The organism is Lysinibacillus sp. FSL L8-0312, from assembly GCF_038003285.1.
Lineage (GTDB): Bacteria > Bacillota > Bacilli > Bacillales_A > Planococcaceae > Lysinibacillus > Lysinibacillus fusiformis_D.
The window spans coordinates 1,644,564-1,671,413 of the sequence record NZ_JBBOOV010000001.1 but is presented as its reverse complement, the minus strand read 5'-3'; the positions used below and the strand labels follow the sequence as shown (position 1 = coordinate 1,671,413).

The window sequence follows — 26,850 nt, the reverse complement described above, 5'->3', positions numbered from 1 at the left end:
ATGAGCAAAATTATTGGTATTGACTTAGGAACAACAAACTCTTGCGTTTCTGTACTTGAAGGTGGAGAACCAAAAGTAATTCCAAATCCAGAAGGTAACCGTACGACACCATCTGTTGTTGCATTTAAAAATGGTGAACGTCAAGTTGGTGAAGTAGCGAAACGTCAATCTGTAACAAACCCTAATACAATTATGTCTATTAAATCAAAAATGGGTACAGCTGATAAAGTAACAGTAGAAGATAAAGATTACACACCACAAGAAGTATCGGCTATGATTCTTCAATACTTAAAAGGTTATGCAGAAGATTACTTAGGGGAAAAAGTAACAAAAGCAGTTATTACAGTTCCTGCTTACTTTAATGATGCACAACGCCAAGCTACAAAAGATGCTGGTAAAATCGCAGGTCTAGAAGTAGAGCGTATCATCAACGAACCAACTGCCGCTGCACTTGCTTATGGTTTAGACAAACAAGACCAAGACCAAAAAGTATTAGTATTTGACCTTGGTGGCGGTACGTTTGATGTATCTATCCTTGAGTTAGGTGACGGTGTCTTTGAAGTATTAGCTACAGCTGGTGATAACAAACTAGGTGGGGATGATTTCGATGACGCGGTTATTGAATATCTAGTAGCTGAATTCAAAAAAGAAAACGGTATTGATTTATCAAAAGATAAAATGGCGATGCAACGTTTAAAAGATGCCGCTGAAAAAGCGAAAAAAGATTTATCTGGTGTAACATCAACACAAATCTCTTTACCATTCATTACAGCTGGTGAAGCAGGTCCTTTACACTTAGAAATTTCTTTAACTCGTGCAAAATTTGACGAAATTACATTACCATTAGTAAATCGTACAGTTGGACCAGTACGTCAAGCATTATCTGATGCAGGTCTTTCAACTTCTGAAATCGACCAAGTTATTTTAGTTGGTGGTTCTACGCGTATTCCAGCAGTACAAGAAGCGGTACGTAAAGAAACTGGTAAAGAGCCTCACCGTGGTGTAAACCCTGACGAAGTAGTAGCTATGGGTGCTGCTGTACAAGGTGGCGTATTAACAGGTGATGTAAAAGACGTAGTATTACTTGACGTAACACCACTTTCACTTGGTATTGAAACAATGGGTGGCGTGTTCACAAAATTAATCGACCGTAACACAACAATTCCTACTTCTAAATCACAAGTATTCTCTACAGCAGCTGATAACCAACCAGCAGTAGATATTCATGTTCTACAAGGTGAGCGTTCAATGGCAGCTGACAATAAAACATTAGGTCGCTTCCAATTAGCAGATATTCCACCAGCACCACGTGGTGTACCTCAAATCGAAGTAACATTCGATATTGATAAAAACGGTATCGTATCTGTCAAAGCGAAAGACCTTGGTACAAACAAAGAGCAAACAATTGTGATTCAATCTGATTCTGGTTTATCAGAGGAAGAAATTGAACGCATGGTAAAAGACGCAGAGTCTAATGCTGAAGCGGATGCTAAACGTAAAGAAGAAGCAGATCTTCGCAATGAAGCAGACCAATTAGTATTCCAAGTGGATAAAACAATTGCTGACTTAGGCGAGCAAATTACAGAAGATGAGAAAAAATCTGTTGAAGACGCTCGTGATGAATTGAAAAAAGCGCTTGAAGCTGGTGAATTAGAAGGCATTAAAGCAGCAAAAGAAAAATTAGAAGGCGTATTACAGCCACTAGTGATGAAAGTTTATGAGCAAGCGGCAGCGGCAGCTCAAGCGGCTCAAGGTGGCGACGCAGGTGCAGACACTGGCGCTGGTAAAAAAGATGACGGTGTTGTAGACGCTGATTTCGAAGAAGTAAAAGATGATAAATAGGAAGTAACACAGTTAAGTGAAAAAGCCAAAGACCGCTTGCGGCTTTGGCTTTTGTCATGATGTTGTGATCGCTTCACGCAAATGACACCATTTATGGAATAGTTGCATACGTTAGCTGCTAGGAAGTGAAAACCTCAATTTTATGGGATGATTAATCGAAAAAATAAGGCAGTTTTAACAACTGCATGTTACAATAGATTTTATGCAAACAGAGCGGAGTGTGAATCATGGAGAAACGCGATTATTACGAGGTGCTTGGTTTAACAAAATCAGCTTCTAAAGATGAAATTAAAAAAGCATACCGTAAATTATCAAAACAATATCACCCTGATCTTAATAAAGAGCCGGGTGCAGATGAAAAATTCAAAGAAATCGCTGAAGCATATGAAGTATTAAGCGACGACCAGAAAAAAGCACGCTACGACCAATTTGGTCATGAAGACCCGAATGCGGGCTTTGGTGGTGGCTTTGGAGGCGGCGGCTTTGGCGGCTTCGAGGATATTTTCAGCTCTTTCTTCGGTGGTAGTGGTCGCCGTCAAGACCCAAATGCGCCACGTAAAGGCGATGATCTACAATATCGCATGAATATTAAATTTGAGGAAGCTATTTTTGGGAAAGAAACAGAAATAGAAATTCCGAAAGATGAAACGTGTGAAACATGTCATGGCTCAGGAGCGAAGCCAGGCACACAGCCAGAAACATGTTCGACATGTAATGGGGCTGGACAAATCAACCAAGCAGTGGATACACCGTTTGGTCGCATGATGAACCGTCGTGCATGTACGACTTGCCATGGTACAGGTAAAATCATTAAAGAAAAATGTTCAACTTGTCGTGGAGAAGGAAAAGTTCAAAAACGCAAGAAAATTAAAGTGACGATTCCAGCAGGTGTGGATGATGGACAACAAATTCGTGTATCGGGTCAAGGTGAACCAGGTATTAACGGTGGTCCTGCAGGGGATTTATATATTATGTTCCGTGTTCAAGGGCATAAAGAATTTGAACGTGATGGGGACGATATTTACTTCGAGTTGAAGTTGACATTCCCTCAAGCCGCACTTGGAGATGAAATTGAAGTGCCTACAGTGCATGGTAAAGTCAAATTACGTATCCCAGCTGGCACACAGTCAGGCGCCCAATTCCGTCTTAAAGATAAAGGCGTTAAAAATGTTCATGGCTATGGTATGGGGAATCAGTATGTAACGGTCAAAGTCATGACACCTGAGAAATTAACAGAAAAGCAAAAGCAATTACTACGAGAATTTGCTGAAATTAGTGGCGATATCCCTGAAGAACAAGGTAGTTCACTATTCGATAAAATTAAGAAAAAATTCCAAGGTGAATAATTAGAGGGAGCTGAAGAGCTACGTGAAGTGGTCTGAATTATCCATTCATACAAAAAATGAAGCGGTAGAAGCAATTTCGAATATTTTGCATGAAGCAGGTGCAAGTGGTGTTGTCATCGAAGATTCTGCAGAATTTGCGAAGCCACGTGAAGATCAATATGGTGAAATTTATGCGCTAAATGAAGATGATTTTCCGAAAGATGGCGTCATTGTCAAAGCTTATTTATCAGAGTCTAGTTTTTTAAATGAAACGGTCGAAGAAATTAAAGCAGCCATCACAAACTTGACGAACTTTAACATTGATATCGGTGAAAATGTTGTCTCCATTGTTGAAGTCAATGAGGAAGATTGGGCAACTGCCTGGAAGCAATACTACCATCCTGTCAAAATTTCTGAACGCTTTACAATCGTACCAACATGGGAGGATTATACACCTGTTTCAACAGATGAACTGATTATTGAATTAGATCCTGGTATGGCTTTTGGTACAGGTACACATCCAACGACGGTGATGTGTTTACAAGGACTTGAAAAGGTCATTAAAGAAGAGGATACAGTTGTCGATATCGGTACAGGATCCGGTGTATTATCTATTGGTGCAGCATTACTTGGTGCTAAAAGTGTGCATGCTCTCGATTTAGACGAGGTAGCTGTACGTTCGGCACAAGAAAATGTGGCGTTGAATAAAGTAGAAGATAAGGTAGAGGTATTCCATGGTAACTTATTAGATACTGTCAAAGAACCAGCAGACGTGGTGGTGGCTAATATTTTGGCCGAAATCATTATGTCTTTCACTGACGACGCATTTACAATTGTGAAACCAGGTGGATTATATGTCACTTCAGGCATTATCGGGGCAAAACGTGATGATGTCAAAGCAGCACTAGAAGCTTCAGGCTTTGTGATTGAAGAAGTATTATTAATGGAAGATTGGGTAGCTATTATTGCTCGTCGACCGCTATAACCTGACTGAAGAAGCGCCAAATCGTAAGCCGTGTGCTTGTGATTTGGCGTTTTCCTGTCTTGCTAGAAAGGACTGTGTAGCATGCAACGTTATTTTATTGAAACAGCCATAGAAAATGCACGTATTAGCGGAGAAGATGCACGCCATATTGAGCGAGTAATGCGGATGAAGCAGGGCGACAAAATCGTTGTTGTTGCACAAAACACCGCTCATATATGTACAATCGAAGGGTTTGAAGGGGATGAGGTCGTGATTGAAACGACTGGTCAAACAATACCTTCACCAGAGCTACCTATTTATGTAACAGTAGCTTGTGGCTTGCCAAAGGGCGATAAGCTAGAGCTAATTACACAAAAAGCGACGGAGCTTGGGATGTTTGCATTACAGCCATTTGAAGCTGAACGTTCCATTGTGAAATGGGACAAGAAAAAAGGGGCAAAAAAGCAAGAAAGATTACAAAAAATTGCTAAAGAGGCCGCAGAACAAGCCCATCGTACACATATCCCAGAGGTTTTTGAACCAATTACCTTTAAACAGCTCCTACAACAAATAGATCAATTCGATGCCGTTTTTATTGCAGATGAAGAGGATGCAAAGGCTGAAAAGCGCACAAGGTTTGCGGAGAAGCTAAAAAACGTGTATGATAAGAAGTCGAAATCAATGCTTATAATCTTTGGTCCAGAGGGGGGCATTTCTCGTCAAGAGTCAGAAGCGCTGTTACATGCAGGCGCTCAAACTATGTCATTAGGACCAAGAATTTTACGAGCAGAAACAGCGCCATTATACGCACTGTCTGCCATATCCTATGAATTTGAATGAAAGAGGTGTTCAGCCTTGTCAAAAGTGGCTTTTCACACACTTGGCTGTAAAGTAAATCATTACGAAACAGAAGCAATCTGGCAACTGTTCAAAGAAGATGGCTATGATCGTACAGAGTTTGATCATCAAGCAGACGTTTATGTCATTAATACATGTACAGTTACCAATACTGGAGATAAGAAATCTCGTCAGGTGATTCGTCGCGCAGTTCGACAAAATCCTGATGCTGTTATTTGTGTAACGGGATGCTATGCACAGACATCCCCAGCTGAAATTATGGCGATTCCTGGCGTAGATATTGTTGTAGGAACACAGGATCGTACGAAATTATTAGGCTATATCGATCAATATCGTTCAGAACGACAACCGATTAATGCCGTACGTAATATTATGAAAAATCGCGTTTATGAGGAATTAGATGTACCAGCATTTACAGACCGTACACGTGCTTCCTTAAAAATACAAGAAGGCTGTAACAACTTCTGTACATTTTGTATTATCCCATGGGCACGTGGCTTAATGCGTTCTCGTGATCCCCAAGAAGTATTACATCAAGCCCAGCAATTAGTTGAGGCTGGCTATCTTGAAATTGTTTTAACGGGTATTCATACGGGTGGCTATGGACAAGACTTAAAAGATTATAATCTTGCTCAGTTACTACGTGATTTAGAGGCTAATGTAAAAGGCTTAAAGCGTCTTCGTATTTCGTCCATTGAAGCTAGTCAATTGACGGATGAAGTCATCGAAGTCCTTCGTGAGTCGAAGATTGTCGTTAATCATTTACACATTCCAATCCAATCGGGTTCTGATACGGTGTTAAAACGTATGCGTCGTAAATATACAATGGAATTTTTCGGGGAACGTTTAACGAAATTACATGAAGCTTTACCAGATTTAGCTGTAACATCTGATGTTATTGTTGGTTTCCCAGGTGAGACAGAGGAAGAGTTTATGGAAACGTTCAACTTTATTCGTGATCATAAATTCTCTGAACTACACGTCTTCCCATTCTCTCCACGTACAGGTACACCAGCTGCCCGCATGGAGGATCAAATTGATGAAGACATTAAAAATGAGCGTGTACACCGTCTGATCTCTTTAAATGACCAACTGGCAAAAGAATATGCATCTCGTTTTGAAGATCAAGTATTAGAAGTGATTCCTGAAGAATTTGTGCATGATGGCAGTGAAGAGCAAGGTCTTCTAACAGGTTATACTGATAATTACTTGAAAATCGTATTTGAAGGTCCAGAAAGTCTGATTGGACAGCTTGTAAAAGTAAAAATTACACAAGCAGGCTATCCACACTCACAAGGACAATTTGTACGTGTTTTAGAAACAGTTAATTAATATGCAAAGGGTTGCCTGCTTTTGAGGCAATCCTTTTTTATTGGATGAATATTCCACTTTTCTTGTTATAATGAAGAAAATCAAACTGAGAGAGTAGAAATGAATGTGACGAGAGAAGAAATAGAAGAGGATATATCAGTCATTTATAAGCTTACTGAGCGTTTATCACGACTGGCATAAGGAAGGGTCAGAAAAGCCATTAACTGCGGATTTTTATTTAGTAGAGTTTCAAAAAACAATGACATAGCATTTAATGAATAATTGGCTAAGAAAGAAATTAGACGGCAACGAGAAAAAATGGTATGATTCGAAGAGGTACGTACATCTTGCTTAATGAAGGAGCGTTTAACAATGGAACAAAATTTTGCGCGTATGATTGATCATACATTATTAAAGGCTGAGGCAACAAAGGAACAAATTGAAAAATTATGTGCAGAAGCTAAGCAATTTAACTTTGCTTCTGTATGTGTCAATCCAACATGGGTAAAGCGTAGTAGCGAATTATTGCAAGGGTCAGATGTTTTAGTTTGTACAGTTATTGGCTTCCCACTCGGTGCCAACACACCAGCAGTGAAAGCATTTGAAGCAAAAGATGCGATTGCTAACGGTGCAAAAGAAGTAGATATGGTCATTAATATCGGTGCGTTAAAAGATAAAAACTATGAGCATGTACAAGCTGATATCGCAGCAGTTGTAGAAGCGGCTAAAGGCAGTGCACTTGTGAAAGTGATTATTGAAGCATGTTTATTAACAGATGAAGAAAAAGTGAAGGCATGTGAGCTAGCTGTGGCAGCAGGTGCTGACTATGTGAAAACATCAACAGGTTTTTCAACTGGTGGTGCAACAGCAGAAGATATTGCTCTTATGCGTAAAACAGTAGGTCCTGAATTGGGCGTAAAAGCTTCAGGTGGCGTTCGTAGCCTAGACGATATGAAAAAAATGGTAGAAGCTGGTGCTACACGTATTGGAGCAAGCTCTGGTGTTGCCATTATGAATGGCTTAATTGCTGATTCCAATTACTAATTTTAACGCCATAAGCTCTTGCACAGATTTGCATGAGCTTATGGCTTCTTTGTGTCGAATAAACATAATATTTTTTTCCGCACATATACTCCACTGATGAATGTGAAGACAGAAAGGAGGATGCCATGTTTACACAGTATAAGGCTTGGAGACCCTATATTAGCCCTTTTGATCCTTGTAAGCCTATCGAAGTAAAATACTTTGCTACACCACCACAATTATATATGGGTTTTCAACCACCTGGACTACCACAATTCCTAACCCCACGAGAAGCTCTAATGGCAGGAACACTTTGGCCACAGTTATTTAGCCCGTATCCATTTCCCCTAAAAAGGAGGGGTGAAGCATGACTAAAAAGATGCCGCCTGAATTTTATCAGCAATTAGAAGAAATACAGGCAATTGATTTCGTCATTGTGGAATTAAACCTCTATTTAGACACCCATCCACACGATTATGATGCCATCCAGCAATTTAATGAAAATACAGAGAAAAGCATGAAGCTTAAAGTTGATTTCGAACAGAAATATGGACCGCTCATGAATTTTGGAAGAAGCTATTCGAATTATCCGTTTAATTGGATTGATACGCCGTGGCCATGGCAGGTCTAATCAAAAGAACTAGGAGGAATAATTTTTGTGGTATTACGAAAAAAAGCTCCAGTATCCGGTAAAAGTTAGTACATGCAATCCAATGCTTGCTAAGTTTTTAATTGAGCAATATGGAGGAGCAGATGGGGAACTGGCAGCAGCCCTTCGCTATATGAATCAGCGCTATACCATACCAGACAAAGTGGTAGGGCTCTTAACCGATATAGCAACGGAGGAATTTTCACATTTAGAAATGATTGCCACGATGATCTATAAGCTAACAAAAGATGCGACACCTGAAATGCTCAAGGAGGCTGGTCTAGGCGACCATTATGTAAATCATGATCGTGCTTTATTTTATCAGAATGCTTCAGGGGTACCATTTACAGCATCCTATATTCAGGCTAAGGGTGATCCTATTGCAGATTTGTATGAGGATATAGCTGCTGAGGAAAAGGCGCGTGCCACCTATCAATGGATTATTGATTTATCAGATGACACAGATTTAAATGATAGCTTAAAGTTTTTACGTGAACGGGAAATTGTCCATTCCCAGCGTTTTAGAGAGGCTGTTGAAATTTTAAAAGATGATAGAGATCAGAAGAAAGTTTTCTAAAAAGTGGCTGGCTGGATCAAGGGGGACTTGAAACAGCCTTTTTGTTTGTCAATAAATCATGTTTTACTAGAAGGAAGAATAAATATTGGATATATTGCTAGCTAAATACAATTTGAATAAGTTAACAAAAATAAAACCAAAAATTCACTTGATAATTTCGCACACTTTCTATTGACCATTATTAGACAATACGATATAATTTTTTAGTACACAACAGAAGGTAATTTGCCTAATTGTGTATTGACGTGTGTTCGGAGGGAGGGAAAGAGAGATGTCAAAAACTGTCGTTCGCAAAAACGAATCGCTTGAAGATGCTCTTCGCCGCTTCAAACGTACTGTATCAAAAAGTGGTACAATTCAAGAAGTTAGAAAGCGCGAGTTCTACGAAAAACCTAGCGTAAAACGTAAAAAGAAATCAGAAGCTGCACGTAAACGTAAGTGGTAATTTAATTTCCCATTAAAAATCCCTACGTTCATAACACGCAATTGTATGATTCACTGAGCAGACAAAATTATACCTGAAATTAATCACATGGAGGATTGATTTCAGGTATTTTACATTGCTCACGCTTACGTACATATGAAAAAGCCGAATGATATCTTATTGATTCATTCGGCTTTTTTTGTAGCATACTAAGTGTCAATCATTCAAAGGAAATGAATCTTAAATAAACTTAAAAAATTTTAAGATTTGTGAAACTTTTCGCATGATTGACCGTATATACAAGGGAGAAGCATGTTAGAAGGGAGGGAAAAAGATGCGAAGACGGAGAATCCTCAGCTATTTGCTAGTAATATGGATGACTTTTTTGTTAGCGTTTCCATTAACGTCAGCTTTTGCAAGTAGTAAGGTCTACCATGTTCCAATTCATAATGAAGTAGAGCGAGGGCTTCATGCATTTTTAGAACGAGCTTTTAAAGAGGCTGAAGAAAACTATGCAGAGGCGATTATCTTAGATATACATACGCCTGGCGGATTTGTGAATGCTGCAAGTGATATCGCCATGCTTATGGATGCAACGGAGATACGTACAATTGCTTATATTAATAAGGATGCGCATTCAGCTGGTGCTTTTTTAGCCTTACATGCGGATGAGATTTACATGGTGCCGAATGGAACAATCGGTGCAGCAGCGGTCATTGATTCAGCAGGTAATGCAGCAGATTTAAAAGCTAATAGTGCCTGGCTTGCTCAAATGCAGGCAGCGGCAGAAACATCAGGTCGCGATCCTAAGTATGCATTAGCAATGGCAGATACCAACTATGAACTACCAGAATACCGTGCTGGCGGAAAGAATTTGTTAACCTTATCTGCTTCGGAGGCATTGGAGGTTCGCTATTCTGAAGGAACGGTTAAAAATTTTCAGGAGCTTTTAGCGAAAACAAACCTTAAGGGTAGTGATATTATTCCCATCGAACCAACATTTTCTGAAAAATTGGCTCGTTTTATTACAAATCCAATCATTGTACCCATTTTATTGTCTATCGCAAGTTTAGGGCTGGTGATGGAGCTATATTCGCCAGGATTTGGCGTTCCAGGTATAATGGGGCTATCAGCTCTTGGTTTATTTTTCTTTGGACATATGGTTGCAGGCTTCGCTGGTTATGAAACATTATTGTTATTTATAGTTGGTTTAGCCCTTGTAATTGCAGAGTTTTTTGTCCCCGGAGGAATTGTGGGAATTTTAGGTGGCGTGCTCATATTACTAAGTCTGATACTGGCAGGTGCAAATATGATGCAAATGATAGTAGCAATTCTCATTGCGCTTGTGATAGCGATGATAGGAATGGTGATTCTGATGAAATTTTTCGGAAAAAAAATGCATGTCTTAAACAGGCTCGTGTTAATGGATGCAACTACGACAGAAGAAGGGTATGTGTCCAATGTCAATCGCACAGAACTGTTAGGAAAAATTGGGAAAACGCTTACACCACTACGTCCATCAGGTACAATGGTACTTGGTAGTGAACGCATTGATATTGTATCAGAAGGTGGCTATATCGATGCCAATCAACATGTAGAAATTATTAAAGTTGAAGGCTCACGTATTGTTGTGAGACAAACAGATAAAGAGATGGAGGAATAGAAAATGGGTTTTGATTTAGCTTTAATTGGTCCAATTGCTGGACTGGTTATTTTATTCATTGTTCTTGCGGTATTCTTTACCTTTGTACCGGTAGCACTGTGGATTTCTGCATTAGCAGCAGGCGTTCGTGTTAGTATTTTCACATTAATTGGGATGCGTTTACGTCGAGTTATCCCTTCTCGAATTGTCAATCCGTTGATTAAAGCACATAAAGCAGGTTTACCTGTTACGATTAATCAGTTAGAGAGTCACTATTTAGCAGGTGGTAATGTTGACCGTGTTGTCAATGCATTAATTGCAGCTCACCGTGCCAATATTGAACTATCTTTTGAACGTTGTGCAGCGATTGATTTAGCTGGTCGAGATGTATTAGAAGCGGTTCAAATGTCTGTTAATCCAAAAGTTATTGAAACACCATTTATTTCAGGTGTAGCAATGAACGGGATTGAAGTTAAAGCAAAGGCACGTATTACAGTGCGTGCAAATATCGAGCGTTTAGTCGGTGGTGCTGGTGAAGAAACAGTTATTGCCCGTGTTGGTGAAGGGATTGTTTCGACAATCGGTTCGGCTGTGCACCATACAGAAGTATTAGAAAATCCTGATATGATTTCACAAACAGTATTATCAAAAGGTTTGGACTCAGGAACAGCCTTTGAAATCTTATCCATTGATATTGCCGACGTAGATATCGGTAAAAACATCGGTGCAGAATTACAGATTGAACAAGCACAGGCGGATAAAAACATTGCTCAGGCAAAAGCTGAAGAACGCCGTGCAATGGCTGTAGCGAATGAGCAGGAAATGATTGCCCGTGTTCAAGAAATGAAGGCGAAAGTAGTAGAGGCTGAAGCAGAAGTACCACAGGCTATGGCTGAAGCATTACGTTCTGGTAATCTTGGCATTATGGATTACATGAATTATCGTAACATTCAAGCGGATACGGCGATGCGCGACTCGATTTCAAAAGTAAGCACTGATAAGCCAGACACGAATGATCCAAATGCTTAAAAACGGAAAGGAGCGGAACTAACATATGGAACAATTAATAATTCTTGCCTTAATTGCCATAGCCAGCTCTATTTTCGGAAAATCAAAAAATAAAAAGCCTCAGAAACAGATGCCTCCTTTTAATAAAGATACAGCGGCAGAGCCTCCAGTTATGGCGGAAACAACGCCGCATCGTGCAGGGAGAGCGCAAAGTTTTGAAGATTTTGCACGAGAGTTTATTGGTGATTGGATTCCTGAAAATGAGAAAGCCGAAGAGCCTAAAAAGTTGGTCGAAGAACAGGTGAAGCAGGAAATACCAAGCTATATGGCCCCGCCAGTTATGCCAACGGATGTTCCTAGTCGTACTTCTATTCGAGAAAGTAGAGGACGTCTAGCTGCTGGGAAAAAAGAGGTGCAAACAGTCGGTGCGCCATCGACTTTTCAATTACCTCAATCGAAAAACGATCTCATGCAAGCGATCGTAATGGCTGAAATATTAGGACCACCTAAAGCAAAAAGAAAATAACTAGCATGTCCTCCTTTTTCGATGCATATATTGCCGAAGAAGGAGGCATTTTTTATGAAAAAATTATTTCAATTAACGCCACTACTCGAATTGTTAGAATACGAATCATTAAAAATTATTGGACCTTATCGGTTTATCCATGCAGATGCTACGACCTGTTCGTTTGTTTATGCAGATTATCATATTACTGTCAATGCAGATTCCGTGAAGATTAATGCTCTAAAAGAAGAAATGCTTCATCTCTCTGTTGATAATCTACAGGAGCTTCAGATGAAAAAGGCAAAGAATATGGATGTGAGCTAAAATGTGGAATAATCGGCCTATCATTATACGTATAAAGCGCCATGAAAATGTTCATCCTTTTATTCAAGCATTGCACGCCCAGCATGTTCCGTTAAAGCGTGTAGTCTTTCGTGAGCAAGAAGTTTCCTTTGAAACAACTATGCATTACTTACCAAAAATTCGCCGTGCTCGAAGACAGTTTCGTTTGAAAATGGCTGTTTTTTATGCAGATGAGCTGCAAGTTTTCCGAGCACAGCTTTGGACTTTGCTTGGCTTAACCTTGATGATTGTCATTCCTATTATCTGCGCACAAGTCATTTGGCGAGTGGACATTGAGGCAGCGACACCCGAACTGGAGCAGCGGCTAGGCAAAACCTTTCAAGAGACCTTTCAACTAGAAACACCGCTCTCTAAAAAAAGTTTACCTTCCAATACCATCATACGTCAAAAGCTGTTAGAGCAACATCGAGAGCTATCATGGGTGCATATTGATAAACACGGCGGACGAGTAATACTGAGACCTCAGGAATCACCGAAGCAAACAGAGCAATCGAATGACAAATTAGCTTCGCATTTAGTCGCAACGAAAAGTGGTGTCATTACTCATTTTAATATACAAAATGGTGAACGGAAGATTTCAATAAATGATACAGCCTATGAGGGAGACGTCCTTGTGAGTGGTGTTATTGAAAGTGGTACAGATCAAGTTTATGTTGGGGCTAAGGGAGAGGTATTTGCAGACTATTGGCTTGAATGCTCGTTCAAAATCCCAACAACGATTACAATGGAAACTGTGCAGCAAAAGCAGTGGCGAGTATTGCTAAAGGGGATACACAAAGAAAAAGTAGATTATGTACAAAAGAAGGATTTACCGAATTGGTTAGACCCCTATGTTTCGATTGTAGAGGAACAACAGACAAATACGATGCAAGTGGAGCTTGATGAATCGAAAATAGAGTCATTGCTAATCCCTCTACTGCATGAAAAAGTGTTACGTTCGTTACCTGCAAAAACAATGATCAAGAAAGAAAACCTTTTACAGGCAAAGTGGGGGAATGGTACAGTTGAAGGGAAAGTTCTATTTTTAGTCAATGAAAACATTGCAAGTCCAATACAAGGCCTACAAGGAGAATGATTATGTCAGAACAGTTAACTGTATTACAGGTGGATAATCCAAACGAAGCGGTTATGCTACTCGGTATTTCAGATGCAAATATGAAATTAGTCGAAGAAGCACTAAATGTTCATATCATTACGCGCGGTGAGCAAATTCAGCTGGCTGGTGAAGAAAATGCTAAGGAGCAGGCAACCTTACTTCTGCATGCACTATTGAAGGTCATTCGCAAAGGAATTAATATTGATCAACGGGATGTTACAACAGCGATTGAAATGATACAAAAAGGCACGATTGAATATTTTGCAGAACTTTATGATGAAGAAATAGCACGTACGACGAAAGGCAAGCCAATCCGTGCAAAAACAATTGGTCAACGAGAATACATACAAGCAATCCGTCATAAAGACGTTGTTTTTGGTATTGGTCCAGCCGGTACTGGGAAAACGTATTTAGCGGTAGTCATGGCAACACAGGCACTTAAAAATGGGCATGTAAAGCGAATTATTTTAACTCGCCCTGCTGTTGAAGCAGGAGAGTCTCTAGGATTTCTGCCAGGAGATTTAAAGGAAAAGGTAGATCCTTATCTTAGACCTCTCTACGACGCTTTAAACGACATTTACGGGGCTGAACAAACACAAAGACTGATTGAACGCGGAACAATAGAAATCGCGCCATTAGCTTATATGCGTGGTCGTACATTAGATGATGCCTTTGTTATTTTGGATGAGGCTCAAAATACAACACATCAGCAAATGAAAATGTTTTTAACACGTCTAGGCTTCGGTTCTAAAATGGTCATTACAGGTGATAAAACGCAAATTGACCTACCTAAAAATACGGAATCTGGCTTGATTGTAGCAGAGCGTACATTAAAATATGTAAAATCCATACATTTCCAAGTATTAGAACAAGGCGATGTCGTACGCCACCCAATCGTAGCCAAAATCATCCAAGCCTACGAAGAACAGCAACTTTAGAATTGCGAAGCAATTCTAAAGTCTGCCCCGTAAGCGAAGCGTCAGGGGCAACGAGGTTTAAAAAGTCTGCCCCGCAAGCGAAGTGACAGATGTGATAGTGTTTTAAAATCATCATTACAAAGCAAATAGCTAAACTACGAAATTAATCAAAATATGGAAAAAAATGTGACGGCTATGCAAAATTGTATAGCTGTTTTTTGCTTTCTTATACATTTTTCGAGAAAAATGTATGTTGAATTGGTATGATAGTAGGTAGATAGAGGAGGTGCCAAATGGAGAAACAACTTCGAAAATTTACAGAGCTTATCGGTTTTCGCTACTTTATTATCATCATTCTCATTTTAACAGGCGGCCTACAGTTTGCGTTTATGTATGGCAATGTTAAGGGAGTTACATATGATTTCAAACCACTACAGCTTGCGCCTGAAACCGTACGATCTACCAAAACGATTGAAGACACTTATAAGACGCAGCTAGAGCGGGAAAAAGCCGCCAATGCAGTGGATTCAGTCTATCAATTTTCGGAGGATGTCGCCAAGCAAAGAGCAGCGATTGTAACATCATTGTTTGATTATGTACTAGAAGTGAAAAAGGATGTTGCAAACAGTAAGGAACCTATACCTATTGCCGATCAAGTTGCACAGCTTCGCAAAAAATTCGAATCAATAGATGAAGACCAGATGCCATTAATCTTTACAGATTCACAGCTGGAAGGTCTGTTAGTGCAAAGTGATGAAGATTTAAACAGAACTAGTACGCAATTATCCAAATTTGTAGAGGACTATTTACAAAAGTCTATCCGACCTGAAAATGTCTTTGTTGCTCAAAATGATTTTGAGACAAAGATTCGAGGGCAACGAGGGTATCCTGATAAAATATTCAATACAGTCGTGTTAATAGGGCGTACAAGTATTATTGAAAATGAAACGATTAACGAAGACCAAACGAAAATTCGCAAAGAGCAGGCGAAGGAAAGCGTCGAGCCGACACGAATCTTACAAGGACAAATCATTGTGCAGGAAGGTCAAATTATTGATAATGAGGCTTACCGACAATTAGAGCTATTGGGTATGGTAAGTAATAAAGCATCCTTGAAGCCAATTGCTGGACTTATTATTTTAACGCTACTGCAAATGATGTTTATGTATATTTTATTTGAGCGTTGGGATGCTGACGAACGAAAAAAACGCAATGCCTTATTAGTGACAGTGATTGTTTATACGTTGTCAATCCTGCTCATGAAATTTATTAGCTTAGTGTCTGGTGGCTTTGATGTAACGATTGCCTTTCTGTTCCCGACGGCATTAGCTACAATGCTTGTACGATTATTAGCGGATGAACGAGCAGCTGTGCTCATTACCGTTATGACCGCAGCCTCAGCAGGTGTTATTTTTCAAGAAGGCTATTCATCTGTTATGCAAATGGAAATTACGTTGTATATTATTTTTGGAGGGCTTGCAAGCCTGTTCTTTTTGCGCAGTGTGGAAAAACGCTCACATATTTTACATGCAGTTGGTGTGATTTCCCTTGTCAACATGGCATTTATCGCCTTTTATTTACTCATGACACAATCATCCTACGGCTTGCCAGAATTAGTGTTTTACTTGATTGCAGCTATGTTATCTGCCTTGCTTTCAGGGGCATTAACAATGGGACTTTTACCATTCTTTGAGTCAGCATTTAGCTTATTATCGTCGCTGCGTTTAATTGAGCTATCCAATCCTAATCATCCTTTATTAAAAAAATTACTAATGGAAGCACCAGGGACATATCATCATAGTGTAATGGTAGCGAATTTAGCAGAAGCTGCCTGTGAAGAAATTGGTGCAGATGGTTTACTAGCGCGTGTTGGTTGTTATTATCATGATATAGGTAAAACAAAGCGTCCTGCCTTTTTCATTGAAAATCAAATGTCAGGTATTAATCCGCATGATTCTTTACCGCCTGAGACAAGTGCAGAAATTATTATCGCCCATACAACAGATGGAGCCGACATGTTAAAACGCTATAAAATGCCGCAAGAAATTATCGATATCGCTTTACAACATCATGGTACAAGTTTATTAAAGTTCTTCTTGTTTAAAGCGAAGGAACAAGGAAAAAGCATTGATGAGGCAAAGCTCCGTTATCCAGGTCCAAAACCACAAACTAAGGAAGCAGCGGTTATTAGTGTTGCTGACAGTGTTGAGGCAGCAGTTCGTTCAATGAAAGAGCCGAATGCTGAAAAAATCCATAAGCTAGTACGAGCGATCATTGATGATCGTGTACAGGATAATCAGTTTGATGAATGCGATATTTCGATAAAAGAGTTAAAATGTATAGAGAGAGTTCTTTGTGAAACGTTGAATGGTATTTTCCACTCACGTATTGAATATCCAAAGGCAGATAAGTAGGAGGATCTATGATTTTAACAATTGATTTTACAGATGAAACAAATGAAGTGGCTACACCACATACAGAGCTTGTTGAAAAGCTTTTACAGCATGCAGCGAGTATTGAAAATATTGAGCCAGAAACTGAGGTTTCAGTGACGTTTGTAACGAATGAGACGATTCAAGATATTAACCGTGAGTATCGTGGCAAGGATCAGCCTACAGATGTCATTTCCTTTGCGTTAGAGGAGCTAGGGGAAGGGGAAATCGAGGTAACTTTTGAAGGAATGCCACGTGTACTAGGTGATATTATCATTTCTACAGACCGTGCCAAAGAGCAGGCTGAGGAATACAATCATTCCTTTGAACGAGAATTAGGTTTTTTAGCTGTACATGGTTTTTTACATTTGCTTGGTTATGACCATATGGAGCCAGAAGAAGAGAAAAAAATGTTTACAAAGCAAGATGAAATTTTACAAACTTTCGGCTTAGGGCGAGACTAAATGGATTTGCGCAAATACTTGCGATCTTTTGGCTATGCATTGGAAGGCATTATCACAGCAAGTAAAGAACAAAATTTAAAATCACATATAATTAGTGCAATCATTGTTATAATGGCTGGTTATTGGACAGGTTTATCTCGTATGGAATGGTATATTGTGCTACTATTAATAGCACTAATGTTTGCGCTGGAAATGATCAATACAGCTATCGAACGGGCGGTTGATTTAGCTTCCCCAGAGATACATCCACTTGCTAAGCAGGCGAAAGATATTGCGGCAGGTGCAGTGCTTGTATTTGCGCTATTCAGTGCTATAATCGGATTACTCATCTTTCTGCCAAAATGGTTTTAATGGAAATGAGTGTCTTCTTAATGAAAATAAACCATAATGTGAGGGAGAATTTGTATAGATGACAGTGGATATGCAAGGATTATTAGAGGAATCAAAAAAAGCACGTGAAAAAGCCTATGTTCCATACTCGAAATTTAAAGTAGGTGCAGCTCTTTTAACAAAAGAGGGAGAGGTCATTCACGGCTGCAATATTGAAAATGCAGGCTATAGTATGACGAATTGTGCGGAGCGTACAGCGTTCTTTAAAGCTGTATCAGAGGGCATTTATGAATTCGAAGCCATTGCCATTGTTGCTGATACGGACGGGCCATGCGCACCGTGTGGAGCATGTCGTCAGGTAATGATGGAGTTTTGTGCGCCAACTATGCCTGTTTATTTAACGAACTTAAAAGGTGATGTGACGGTAACGTCGGTAGGCGAATTACTACCGTTTGCATTTACGACGGAGGATTTAGAGAATGCAGGAAACTAACAATGGCTACAAGTCAGGCTTTATCTCCATTATTGGTCGTCCAAATGTAGGAAAATCGACATTTTTAAATCGTGTCATTGGCCAAAAAATTGCGATCATGAGTGATAAGCCACAAACAACACGAAATAAAGTACAAGGTGTACTGACAACAGATGATAGCCAAATGGTTTTTATTGATACACCAGGTATTCACAAACCAAAACATAAACTAGGCGATTTCATGCTGAAAGTTTCTAAAAATACATTGCGTGAAGTGGATGTTATTATGTTTATGGTCAATGCTGAGCAAAAACTTGGTAAAGGCGATGAATTCATTTTAGAATTGTTGGCGGGGAATCCGACGCCTGTCTTTTTGGTCATCAATAAAATTGATGCCATTCATCCAGACGAATTAATAGGGATTATTGAGAACTATAAAGAGCGCTATAATTTTGCAGAAATTGTACCGATTTCAGCACTACAAGGGAATAATGTAGAAAATTTATTAGCGACGTTAGCAAAATATTTACCAGAAGGACCACAATATTACCCAGCAGATCAAGTGACGGATCATCCTGAGCGATTTATCATCTCAGAGCTGATACGCGAAAAAGTTTTACATTTAACACGTGAAGAAATTCCCCACTCGATTGCAGTGGTGATTGATAAAATTCGCCGTGATGAAGAAAATGCTGACAAAATTCATGTGGCCGCGACGATTATTGTGGAGCGCGATTCTCAAAAAGGCATTGTCATTGGGAAACGTGGAGCCTTGCTGAAAGAAGTAGGGACACGTGCACGAAAGGATATTGAAATGCTGTTAGGCTCAAAAGTCTATTTAGAGCTATGGGTTAAGGTACAAAAAGATTGGCGTAATAAATCTACACATTTACGCGATTTTGGATTCCGTGATGATGAATATTAAGCTGTTGTGATCCTAATCCAGCAGTGTTTATCGGGTGAATTTCTTAGCAGATGTTCAAACGCCTGCTGAATTAAAATATAGACTTCAGTAGATGTTATAGATTGCCTCCTGGAGGTCTTTTTTCAAATCGTCTGCTCAGTAAAATCTGAGTGTAATTGAGAGGTATTACTTTGAGCTGTCCAAAGCATTTTGGATAGCTCTCTTTTCTTGGATAGCTCTTTTAGGAAAGGAGGAGAACTATGCTTCATAAATGGGAAGGCATTGTATTAAAGGTACGTGCTTATGGGGAATCCAATAAAATTGTCACTCTGCTAACACGAGAAGCTGGCAAAGTGGCTACAATGGCTAGGGGGGCAAAAAAGCCTTCTAGTCGATTGGCGTCCGTCACACAACCCTTTACCTATGGCATGTTTATGGTGCAACATCATACTGGTATGGGGACATTACAACAAGGAGAGCATTTGAACTCGATGCGTCATATTCGTGAAGATATTATGGCCACTGCCTATGCTAGCTATATCATGGAACTGGTGGAACGTGTCGTGGAAGAAGGGAAACCAGAGTCATTTGCTTTTGATGTATTATTACACGCATTACAAGCAATTGAGGAAGGCTATGATCCCGAAGCTATCACACTATTTGTTGAGTGGAAAATGTTACCCTATACAGGTGTGCAACCTATTTTACATGCCTGTGCTGCGTGTGGTGCTGTCGATGGGGAATTTGCTTTTTCCTTTGCACAAGGAGGGTTTTTATGTCATCGCTGTTATCAGTATGACCCCTATATCATTCGTTTAACACCAACACAACTGAAGCTTATACGTATGTTTTATACTGTTCCAATCGATCAAATCGGAAAAATAGAGCTAAAAAAAGAAACAAAATATTTCATCAAAAAAATTATTACAACCATCTATGAAGAACAAACAGGTATCCGCTTTAAGACGAAAAAATTTATTGAGCAACTAGAGCGAACGCCTGAATTGCAAATACGATCTAAAAATGAAATGCCAGAAGACTCATAATGTTCTTCTGGCATTTTGTGCTATTAAAAAATTATTTCAGATATCAAATTCATATAGAAAAGCCCATTGTCCAGCAATTTTTTTACTTTCCACATAGAGATAGACTGTTTCCTCGTTTTTACCTGTTAGATGAAGAATGGCAATACCTTCTGTTTTTGGTGTAACATGTAGTTGTCCATTAAGAATAGTTGCTTTTACAGGCGCTGGCTCAAAGTCAAAAACTTCAAGAGCTACACTAGCTGGCTCGAAAGGTAATACTGGCGTTGATAGTGTTAATTCGTCAGTTAAATGGTACAAATCAATACCGCGAACAAAGTCATAGGCATACACATCAGCCGCCATCTTTTGTTGCTGTGTCCCATCTGAAAATGTAACAATGAACTGTCCATTTTTCGAGATAGTTAATGTTTGATCATCCTGATTAAAGCTGTATAAATTCGATGCAAGTGCCTGCCCGTTCATATTTTGAACTGTTACCTCAGTTGGCACGAATGGTAAATTACTTTCTGCTAAATCAAGTGGTGAATTTTCTGTATAATCCTCTTCCTTTACTTCCTCAAGCGTTACCTTCAGCTTTCCATTGACATTTTTCACATGAACTAAATAAAAAATAGTTGTAAAGTCCTCTGAATCATCAGTAAATCCAGTAATCACTAATTTGCCCGTACCTTCTTTTATAGGGGTAATCGTGATAGACTCTGTCATATCTTCCTCTTCAGTCCATGTGAAAATATCCTCTGCTGGCTCAAGACCACCATAAGAAGCAAAGATATAGTCCTGTTTAAATTGACTTGCATAAACGGTTGCATTGCTTAACATTTTTTCAGCACGTACAACGAAAGCAGCCAATTGGGAACGCTTCACAGGACTCTTTGGACCGTATGTAGTGGCTGACGTTCCTTTTGTAATGCCATTGGCAAATAAAGCTTTAATATGAGGCTCGAATTCAGTTCCTTTTTTGACATCTGTAAATGGCAATTGTGTATTACTTGGACTCGTTAATCCAAAGCCCTTAGCAATCATTTTTGACATTTGTTCGCGTGTAATATTTTGATTTGGGTAGAAGTAACCATTTGCCCCATTAATTATTCCTGCATTGGCTAATGCGGCAATCGCTCCGTAATTTTCATCGCCAGGTTTAATGTCCTTAAATTGAGGATTTTTTACATGAACTGTATCTAACTTTAAAATACCTGCTAAAATTTTCGCAGCCTGTGTGCGTGTAATGGGGTTTGCAGGTTTAAACGTTCCGTCCATATAGCCAGAAATAATGCCACGCTCTGCTAACTGAATGATAGCTTTTCCTTCTTCAGTGGATGGATTAACATCAGGAAAAAATGCTGCATGTGCTGGTGGTGCGATAACAATCGCACTTGTTACTAAGGCAGATGCCATGGCTAGTTGAAATAAACGTTGAGACTTCAATTGAATTCCTCCAAATAGTACAATATAAAATTTTATAGTATGAATGTTTCGTTCAGACCTTCCTATGTATCAGTTCAAACTTCCGGACGATTGAATGTTAAAAAGGGGGATGTCTTTAGCATGTTAATTATTCATTATTTAACAGCTAATACTAACTATAATACCTTATTTATACCAAAAAGTTGGAACTGCGAATAGAGGAAATATCATCCTTGAGCATGACATTACTGGTAATTAAATGTTTAACAGCAACGAAAAAACTTGATTTGCCTCTTGAACTATACATCTATATGGAGAGAGTTGGATAGGTCAATAGTAGCATCGTTGGTTATACTTTAAGGGAATGAGAGGCGGATTGTAAATGAATAAAATTTCAATTTTTACAAATTAAAATGATTATAGAAAATTAGTTTTATATAATAAAGTTATGATTGTGAAATTTGAGTAAAGGGTCTATTTGACTTTTTATTAATTTTTATTTCGATGATAAATGAAAAATAATAGGTAAAAGGTTTTGTGTTTTTCTTTAGTTTTCAATATATTAATAGTAGAAACCGATCACTTGAGTCCCATATACTAGTTGAAAAGGTATTTTAACCTATGATATTGTAATAAATATAGATAATCGTATTTATATTTTAAAAATATAATTTAGTCGTTTCATCCCCATCGACACAAATGTACGCTAGATCAATTTAGACATGCCTATGAAATGGAAGCCTCTATCAGCAAAACGTATTTTATCTTGATTCAGCAAATGTTTTTTTGTATCAAAAGCACAACATTAGGTACAAAAGCCTCCCTCTCTATAGGGAAAAATAAATGCTTGTTTTGCTTTTTTTAACGGGTGTTTAAACACTGGCTGAATCAAGATAAAGCCTCCGCTAGATGTCACGGTTTTAAAAAAGAAGCTTTTCAAGCACGCTTGGAAAAATCAGGACATATTCATCTGTGCGAAAGCGAGGAGTCATTGATACGTTATCAGAATAACGCAGTCCTATGGAAGAAGGAGGGAGTCACATAGTGCTTAGTACATTGCGTATGTGGCAGAAAATATGCTACGAAAAGTAACCTTAAGTATTCAGGAAGTTGAAGCGAATGATATATTAGCTGAAGATATTTTCTCAGACTATCGTCTATTAGCTAAAAAAGATTTAGTTTTAACGGAGCGAATTATTGCCTTACTTAAACTTCGAAAAGTAGATGAATTGTCAGTCTATTTACCATCTGATTCAGTTCGAGTTGTTCATGATTTAAGTATTCAACGAACAAGAGAATATGAAGATTTATTTGCTCCATTAATTGAAAAAACTGAACCAGTAGATGAATATAAAGAAACGGTAAGTCAGCTTTTTATGACAACGTTGGAGAATGTTGTGCATGAATTACGATATGGACAAATACTGAAAAGCATGCAAGATACGGCTTATGTACGTGGTGTTTTTGAAAAAATTTTAGAAAAAAAACATCGCTATGAGCTACTTATGCGCTTAAAGGAATGGGATGAATATTCATTTGTCCACTCATTTGATGTATTTGTGTTAGGGACAATCTTTGCTAGATATCTAGGTTTAACGGATATTGAAACATTAGCAAGAGGTTATTTATTCCACGATATTGGGAAGGTCTTTATACCGCAGGAAATATTAAATTTAAAGCGCAAACTCTCTGAAGATGAGTTTGAAATCGTCAAAACACATACAACAAAAGGTTATGACTTACTAATAGAATATCAGGAGGAAGACATTGCCTATTTAGCGAGAGATCATCATGAACGCTTTGCAGGGAAGGGCTATCCAAATCAACTTTGTGCAGATGAAATGAGTGACGGTGTGCAATTATTACAAATTATTGATGTGTATTCAGCCATGACATCGAAAAGAGTCTACCATGTTGGCTACGGTGCTACAGATGCATTAGCTGTTTTATACAGGGATCGTCATTTATATAATGAGAACTTTATGCATAAGTTTGTTGAATGTTTAGGCATTTACCCAGTCAACTCGGTTGTTATGCTATCGGATAATCGTAGTGCACAAGTAGAGCTAGTTTATGATTTATTTCCGACATTACCAAAGGTGAGGTTGCTAGATGAGCAAAAATCTATGAACTTGCCTTTAAACTATAGTGTGAAAATTACGAAGATGATTGACTACAGGGCGAATAGCTTCGAAGAGATTTTTAACTTATTTGTGGAGCAATTAATCCGCTGTGATGAGAATAATCTGAGAATTCATTTTAGTAAATTAATTGATCATTTACATCCTAAAGAAATTGTCTTAAAAATTTTCTTACCAGCGTTTCGTATACTACGTTTGCTAACACGAGAAATACAAACAGATATGACGAAATATAGAAATTCTATTAGTATCTTAAAAAAGCTATTAGAAGAGCAATTAAATGTATTATATATGGATTATCAGCATGAACAAACGACCATTTTAGTGGTGGAGTCTTCCTTACGTGAAAATTTCTTCATTAAACTTGTGCAAAGTATTTTGTATATCGATAAAATAGTACCTTTCTTTATCAATCCAGGTGATGATCAACGTATTACACAATTGATGGGGCATTGTGATGTCAATGTCGCCTATTTTATTGAAGAGGAACAAACTGTTGACAAACGAGTTCGTCCAATGCGAGAAGGTGCCTTTCTTTATTATTCATTAGCTGATATTGAAGAGATACTAGTGAGCTTAGTAGGGATGAGCATGAAAAAGTTTTCATTCGAGGAAAAAATGCAAGAGCGCTTATTTTCCACATATAAAGCATAAAAAGAGGGAGTTGCCAGACTGGCTACTCCCTCTTTTGTTCAGCAAAACGATTAGAATTGAAGATGTTTTTCGATATATGCTTTTACTTCTGCAATTGGCATACGAACTTGCGTCATAGAATCGCGATGACGTACTGTTACTTGGCCATCCTCTTTTGAGTCAAAATCGTATGTGATACAGAATGGTGTACCAATTTCATCCTGACGGCGGTAACGTTTACCGATTGATTGTGATTCATCAAAATCAACAGGGAACGCTTTGCGGAGCTCTGCCCAAACATCTGCCGCTTCATCAGATAATTTTTTAGAAAGCGGTAGAACAGCAGCTTTAAATGGTGCTAGTGCAGGGTGGAAACGTAAAACTGTACGTTTATCGTCACCTTCTAGCTCTTCTTCATCATAGGCATCACATAGGAATGCTAATGTGACACGGTCAGCCCCTAAAGATGGCTCAATACAATAAGGAACATAACGTTCGTTTGATACAGGATCGATATAAGTGAAATCTTCACCTGAGTGTTCCATATGTTGTTTTAAGTCATAATCTGTACGATCAGCTACGCCCCAAAGCTCTCCCCAACCGAATGGGAATTTGAATTCGATATCTGTTGTAGCATTTGAGTAGTGAGATAGCTCATCATCTTCATGGTCGCGAAGACGCATAGATTCTTCTTTCATGCCTAAGTTTAGTAACCAATTTTTACAGAATTCTTTCCAATAGGCGTGCCATTGGAGATCTTCGCCAGGTTTGCAGAAGAATTCTAGCTCCATTTGCTCGAATTCACGTGTACGGAATGTGAAGTTACCAGGTGTAATTTCGTTACGGAAAGATTTACCGATTTGTGCGATACCAAATGGTGTACGTTTACGCATAGAACGTTGAACGTTTTTGAAGTTCACGAAAATACCTTGTGCCGTTTCGGGACGTAAATAAATTTCGTTTGTAGAAGATTCCGTCACACCTTGGAACGTTTTAAACATTAGGTTGAATTGACGAATATCTGTAAAATCCGCTTTTCCGCAATCCGGACATACTACGTCATATTTAATCATTGTTTCTTTCATTTGATCGAATGTCATACCATCCACAATGATTTCATCGCCTTTTGCTAATGCAGCATCCTCGATAATTTTATCTGCGCGATGACGAGCCTTACATGATTTACAGTCGATCATTGGGTCGTTGAAGTTACCAACATGACCAGAAGCAACCCATGCTTTTGGGTTCATTAAGATCGCAGCATCAATACCTACATTGTGTTCTGATTCTTGAACGAATTTTTGCCACCATGCTTTTTTAATATTGTTTTTTAATTCGACACCTAGTGGACCGTAATCCCAAGTGTTTGCTAAACCACCATAGATTTCAGAACCAGGGAAGACAAAGCCTCGATGTTTTGCTAATGATACGATGGTTTCCATTGATTTGTTAGCCATAAAAATAGCCTCCTTCTAAGTTTTTCTTATTGTTCTTTTAGCGGTAAAACGCTAAAGTTATTTCATCTAGTAGTAACTAAATGAAAATAGCACCCGTCTCCGGGCACAATGCATGCCCAGGGACGAGTGCTAAGACCCGCGGTTCCACCCTGATTGTTTTAAACGAATGTTTAAAACCTCTTTTCAAAAAGTTAGCTCAAGGAGTGCCTTTTCTCTGTTGCTGTGTAGACTTTCACCATCTTCTACTCGCTATTGAATGGAACAGATACTTTTTTCCCATCATCGCCTGTATAACGCAATTTTGCTCGAAAATACAGATAGAGCAAGCGTATGTGTCAATATTGTAGCATGCAGTTCTTTAATTCGCAATAATTATTAAAATAGTATATAATAATTGAGCATAAGTATAACACTATTAGATTTGAGGCGGTGAGTCCAATCGAACTCAATAAACGTCAGGAAGACATTTTACAGATTGTGAAAGAAAATGGCCCTATTACCGGGGAACATATTGCGGAACGTCTCAATCTGACACGAGCAACTTTAAGACCAGATTTAGCGATTCTAACGATGGCAGGATTTTTAGATGCGAGACCAAGAGTTGGTTATTTTTATTCAGGTAAAAAAACATCCATTAATTTATTGGATAGTATTCACAATTTAAAAGTGAAAGACTTTCATTCAGGTCCTGTCGTGGTCCCGGAAACAATGACGGTTTATGATGCAATTTGCTTTATGTTTTCAGAAGATGTTGGTACACTCTTTGTCGTAGATAAGAATGAGTTTTTGACAGGCGTACTATCTCGCAAAGATTTACTACGTACAAGTATTGGTACGCAGGATTTAAATAAAATTCCAGTACATATTATTATGACACGTATGCCAAATATTTCGTACTGTGAAAGATCAGATTCATTAGTTGTTGCAGCGAACAAGCTTATTGAACGAGAAGTTGATTCGCTACCAGTAGTTGAACCACAGGAGGGTGGTTTAACCATAGTAGGTCGTCTTACAAAAACAACGATTACACGAGCTTTCTTATCTCTTGCACAAAACGTCTAAA

26 protein-coding genes are annotated in these 26,850 nt (G+C 38.7%); 24 read left to right on the top strand and 2 right to left on the bottom strand.

Features of this window, described 5'->3' with window-relative positions:
- The 22 genes from dnaK (at position 1) to recO (ending at position 20,152) form a co-directional block, all read left to right on the top strand.
- Positions 1–1,842 carry a molecular chaperone DnaK gene (gene dnaK, locus MHI22_RS08500; RefSeq protein ID WP_036121693.1) on the top strand — a complete coding sequence of 614 codons (1,842 nt, stop codon included), beginning with the start codon at positions 1–3 and terminating at the stop codon, positions 1,840–1,842.
- A 227-nt stretch (positions 1,843–2,069) separates the two neighbouring features.
- Positions 2,070–3,188: a molecular chaperone DnaJ gene (dnaJ, locus tag MHI22_RS08495; protein WP_036121690.1), complete on the top strand. Its 1,119-nt coding sequence runs from the start codon at positions 2,070–2,072 to the stop codon at positions 3,186–3,188.
- A 22-nt stretch (positions 3,189–3,210) separates the two neighbouring features.
- A complete protein-coding gene (prmA, locus tag MHI22_RS08490) occupies positions 3,211–4,152 on the top strand; it encodes a 50S ribosomal protein L11 methyltransferase (protein WP_036121686.1) in 942 nt (313 codons plus the stop codon).
- An 81-nt stretch (positions 4,153–4,233) separates the two neighbouring features.
- Complete coding sequence (locus MHI22_RS08485) at positions 4,234–4,971, top strand: 16S rRNA (uracil(1498)-N(3))-methyltransferase (RefSeq protein WP_340811710.1); 738 nt, start codon at positions 4,234–4,236, stop codon at positions 4,969–4,971.
- A 15-nt stretch (positions 4,972–4,986) separates the two neighbouring features.
- A complete protein-coding gene (gene mtaB / locus MHI22_RS08480) occupies positions 4,987–6,321 on the top strand; it encodes a tRNA (N(6)-L-threonylcarbamoyladenosine(37)-C(2))-methylthiotransferase MtaB (protein ID WP_036121680.1) in 1,335 nt (444 codons plus the stop codon).
- 351 nt (positions 6,322–6,672) lie between these two features.
- Positions 6,673–7,344, top strand: a complete 672-nt coding sequence (gene deoC, locus MHI22_RS08475; protein WP_340811707.1) for a deoxyribose-phosphate aldolase — start codon at positions 6,673–6,675, stop codon at positions 7,342–7,344.
- A 125-nt stretch (positions 7,345–7,469) separates the two neighbouring features.
- The gene (locus tag MHI22_RS08470; RefSeq protein ID WP_340811705.1) at positions 7,470–7,694 is read left to right on the top strand and encodes a spore coat associated protein CotJA; all 225 of its coding nucleotides are present in this window, start codon (positions 7,470–7,472) and stop codon (positions 7,692–7,694) included.
- On the top strand, positions 7,691–7,954 hold the full coding sequence (locus MHI22_RS08465) for a spore coat protein CotJB (RefSeq protein WP_036121673.1): 264 nt from the start codon (positions 7,691–7,693) through the stop codon (positions 7,952–7,954). The genes MHI22_RS08470 and MHI22_RS08465 overlap by 4 nt, the downstream gene beginning before the upstream one ends.
- A gap of 25 nt (positions 7,955–7,979) precedes the next feature.
- Positions 7,980–8,549, top strand: coding sequence for a manganese catalase family protein (locus MHI22_RS08460; protein ID WP_036121670.1), 570 nt, complete (start codon positions 7,980–7,982; stop codon positions 8,547–8,549).
- Between the two features lie 271 nt (positions 8,550–8,820).
- A complete protein-coding gene (gene rpsU / locus MHI22_RS08455) occupies positions 8,821–8,994 on the top strand; it encodes a 30S ribosomal protein S21 (RefSeq protein ID WP_004227078.1) in 174 nt (57 codons plus the stop codon).
- A gap of 313 nt (positions 8,995–9,307) precedes the next feature.
- The gene (locus MHI22_RS08450; RefSeq protein WP_058844756.1) at positions 9,308–10,636 is read left to right on the top strand and encodes an NfeD family protein; all 1,329 of its coding nucleotides are present in this window, start codon (positions 9,308–9,310) and stop codon (positions 10,634–10,636) included.
- A gap of 3 nt (positions 10,637–10,639) precedes the next feature.
- A complete protein-coding gene (gene floA / locus MHI22_RS08445) occupies positions 10,640–11,644 on the top strand; it encodes a flotillin-like protein FloA (RefSeq protein ID WP_036121665.1) in 1,005 nt (334 codons plus the stop codon).
- A 25-nt stretch (positions 11,645–11,669) separates the two neighbouring features.
- Positions 11,670–12,149 carry a hypothetical protein gene (locus MHI22_RS08440; RefSeq protein WP_058844757.1) on the top strand — a complete coding sequence of 160 codons (480 nt, stop codon included), beginning with the start codon at positions 11,670–11,672 and terminating at the stop codon, positions 12,147–12,149.
- A gap of 54 nt (positions 12,150–12,203) precedes the next feature.
- Positions 12,204–12,452, top strand: a complete 249-nt coding sequence (locus tag MHI22_RS08435) for a hypothetical protein (RefSeq protein ID WP_036121657.1) — start codon at positions 12,204–12,206, stop codon at positions 12,450–12,452.
- Between the two features lies 1 nt (position 12,453).
- The gene (locus tag MHI22_RS08430; protein ID WP_036121654.1) at positions 12,454–13,566 is read left to right on the top strand and encodes a sporulation protein YqfD; all 1,113 of its coding nucleotides are present in this window, start codon (positions 12,454–12,456) and stop codon (positions 13,564–13,566) included.
- Positions 13,567–13,568: 2 nt separating this feature from the next.
- Positions 13,569–14,525 carry a PhoH family protein gene (locus MHI22_RS08425; RefSeq protein ID WP_036121651.1) on the top strand — a complete coding sequence of 319 codons (957 nt, stop codon included), beginning with the start codon at positions 13,569–13,571 and terminating at the stop codon, positions 14,523–14,525.
- Between the two features lie 272 nt (positions 14,526–14,797).
- Entirely contained in the window at positions 14,798–16,918 is a 2,121-nt protein-coding gene (locus tag MHI22_RS08420) for an HD family phosphohydrolase (RefSeq protein WP_058844758.1), read from the top strand.
- 8 nt (positions 16,919–16,926) lie between these two features.
- Entirely contained in the window at positions 16,927–17,400 is a 474-nt protein-coding gene (gene ybeY, locus MHI22_RS08415; RefSeq protein ID WP_036120532.1) for an rRNA maturation RNase YbeY, read from the top strand.
- Complete coding sequence (locus MHI22_RS08410; RefSeq protein ID WP_036120529.1) at positions 17,401–17,751, top strand: diacylglycerol kinase family protein; 351 nt, start codon at positions 17,401–17,403, stop codon at positions 17,749–17,751.
- A gap of 58 nt (positions 17,752–17,809) precedes the next feature.
- Complete coding sequence (locus MHI22_RS08405) at positions 17,810–18,223, top strand: cytidine deaminase (protein WP_080717050.1); 414 nt, start codon at positions 17,810–17,812, stop codon at positions 18,221–18,223.
- Positions 18,210–19,127: a GTPase Era gene (gene era, locus MHI22_RS08400; protein WP_036120526.1), complete on the top strand. Its 918-nt coding sequence runs from the start codon at positions 18,210–18,212 to the stop codon at positions 19,125–19,127. Before MHI22_RS08405 ends, era begins: the two co-directional genes overlap by 14 nt.
- A gap of 239 nt (positions 19,128–19,366) precedes the next feature.
- A complete protein-coding gene (recO, locus tag MHI22_RS08395; RefSeq protein ID WP_340811702.1) occupies positions 19,367–20,152 on the top strand; it encodes a DNA repair protein RecO in 786 nt (261 codons plus the stop codon).
- A gap of 36 nt (positions 20,153–20,188) precedes the next feature.
- Here recO and MHI22_RS08390 read toward each other — a convergent pair whose 3' ends face one another.
- Positions 20,189–21,577 carry an S-layer homology domain-containing protein gene (locus tag MHI22_RS08390; RefSeq protein WP_058844759.1) on the bottom strand — a complete coding sequence of 463 codons (1,389 nt, stop codon included), beginning with the start codon at positions 21,575–21,577 and terminating at the stop codon, positions 20,189–20,191.
- 1,043 nt (positions 21,578–22,620) lie between these two features.
- Here MHI22_RS08390 and MHI22_RS08385 point away from each other — a divergent pair.
- The gene (locus MHI22_RS08385; RefSeq protein ID WP_254777872.1) at positions 22,621–24,351 is read left to right on the top strand and encodes an HD-GYP domain-containing protein; all 1,731 of its coding nucleotides are present in this window, start codon (positions 22,621–22,623) and stop codon (positions 24,349–24,351) included.
- A gap of 50 nt (positions 24,352–24,401) precedes the next feature.
- Here the strand turns inward: MHI22_RS08385 and MHI22_RS08380 are convergent, their stop codons facing one another.
- Entirely contained in the window at positions 24,402–25,787 is a 1,386-nt protein-coding gene (locus MHI22_RS08380; RefSeq protein WP_036120515.1) for a glycine--tRNA ligase, read from the bottom strand.
- A gap of 429 nt (positions 25,788–26,216) precedes the next feature.
- Here MHI22_RS08380 and MHI22_RS08375 point away from each other — a divergent pair, with 429 nt between their 5' ends.
- A complete protein-coding gene (locus MHI22_RS08375) occupies positions 26,217–26,849 on the top strand; it encodes a helix-turn-helix transcriptional regulator (protein ID WP_036120509.1) in 633 nt (210 codons plus the stop codon).
- Position 26,850 lies beyond the last annotated feature (1 nt).

Excerpts from the sequence above, each read along its gene's own strand:
- dnaK (WP_036121693.1), top strand. The coding sequence starts at position 1 with ATGAGCAAAATTATTGGTATTGACTTAGGAACAACAAACTCTTGCGTT.
- dnaJ (WP_036121690.1), top strand. The coding sequence starts at position 2,070 with ATGGAGAAACGCGATTATTACGAGGTGCTTGGTTTAACAAAATCAGCT.
- MHI22_RS08485 (WP_340811710.1), top strand. The coding sequence starts at position 4,234 with ATGCAACGTTATTTTATTGAAACAGCCATAGAAAATGCACGTATTAGC.
- deoC (WP_340811707.1), top strand. The coding sequence starts at position 6,673 with ATGGAACAAAATTTTGCGCGTATGATTGATCATACATTATTAAAGGCT.
- MHI22_RS08470 (WP_340811705.1), top strand. The coding sequence starts at position 7,470 with ATGTTTACACAGTATAAGGCTTGGAGACCCTATATTAGCCCTTTTGAT.
- MHI22_RS08465 (WP_036121673.1), top strand. The coding sequence starts at position 7,691 with ATGACTAAAAAGATGCCGCCTGAATTTTATCAGCAATTAGAAGAAATA.
- rpsU (WP_004227078.1), top strand. The coding sequence starts at position 8,821 with ATGTCAAAAACTGTCGTTCGCAAAAACGAATCGCTTGAAGATGCTCTT.
- MHI22_RS08450 (WP_058844756.1), top strand. The coding sequence starts at position 9,308 with ATGCGAAGACGGAGAATCCTCAGCTATTTGCTAGTAATATGGATGACT.
- floA (WP_036121665.1), top strand. The coding sequence starts at position 10,640 with ATGGGTTTTGATTTAGCTTTAATTGGTCCAATTGCTGGACTGGTTATT.
- MHI22_RS08440 (WP_058844757.1), top strand. The coding sequence starts at position 11,670 with ATGGAACAATTAATAATTCTTGCCTTAATTGCCATAGCCAGCTCTATT.
- MHI22_RS08435 (WP_036121657.1), top strand. The coding sequence starts at position 12,204 with ATGAAAAAATTATTTCAATTAACGCCACTACTCGAATTGTTAGAATAC.
- MHI22_RS08430 (WP_036121654.1), top strand. The coding sequence starts at position 12,454 with ATGTGGAATAATCGGCCTATCATTATACGTATAAAGCGCCATGAAAAT.
- MHI22_RS08425 (WP_036121651.1), top strand. The coding sequence starts at position 13,569 with ATGTCAGAACAGTTAACTGTATTACAGGTGGATAATCCAAACGAAGCG.
- MHI22_RS08420 (WP_058844758.1), top strand. The coding sequence starts at position 14,798 with ATGGAGAAACAACTTCGAAAATTTACAGAGCTTATCGGTTTTCGCTAC.
- ybeY (WP_036120532.1), top strand. The coding sequence starts at position 16,927 with ATGATTTTAACAATTGATTTTACAGATGAAACAAATGAAGTGGCTACA.
- MHI22_RS08410 (WP_036120529.1), top strand. The coding sequence starts at position 17,401 with ATGGATTTGCGCAAATACTTGCGATCTTTTGGCTATGCATTGGAAGGC.
- MHI22_RS08405 (WP_080717050.1), top strand. The coding sequence starts at position 17,810 with ATGACAGTGGATATGCAAGGATTATTAGAGGAATCAAAAAAAGCACGT.
- era (WP_036120526.1), top strand. The coding sequence starts at position 18,210 with ATGCAGGAAACTAACAATGGCTACAAGTCAGGCTTTATCTCCATTATT.
- recO (WP_340811702.1), top strand. The coding sequence starts at position 19,367 with ATGCTTCATAAATGGGAAGGCATTGTATTAAAGGTACGTGCTTATGGG.
- MHI22_RS08380 (WP_036120515.1), bottom strand. The coding sequence starts at position 25,787 with ATGGCTAACAAATCAATGGAAACCATCGTATCATTAGCAAAACATCGA.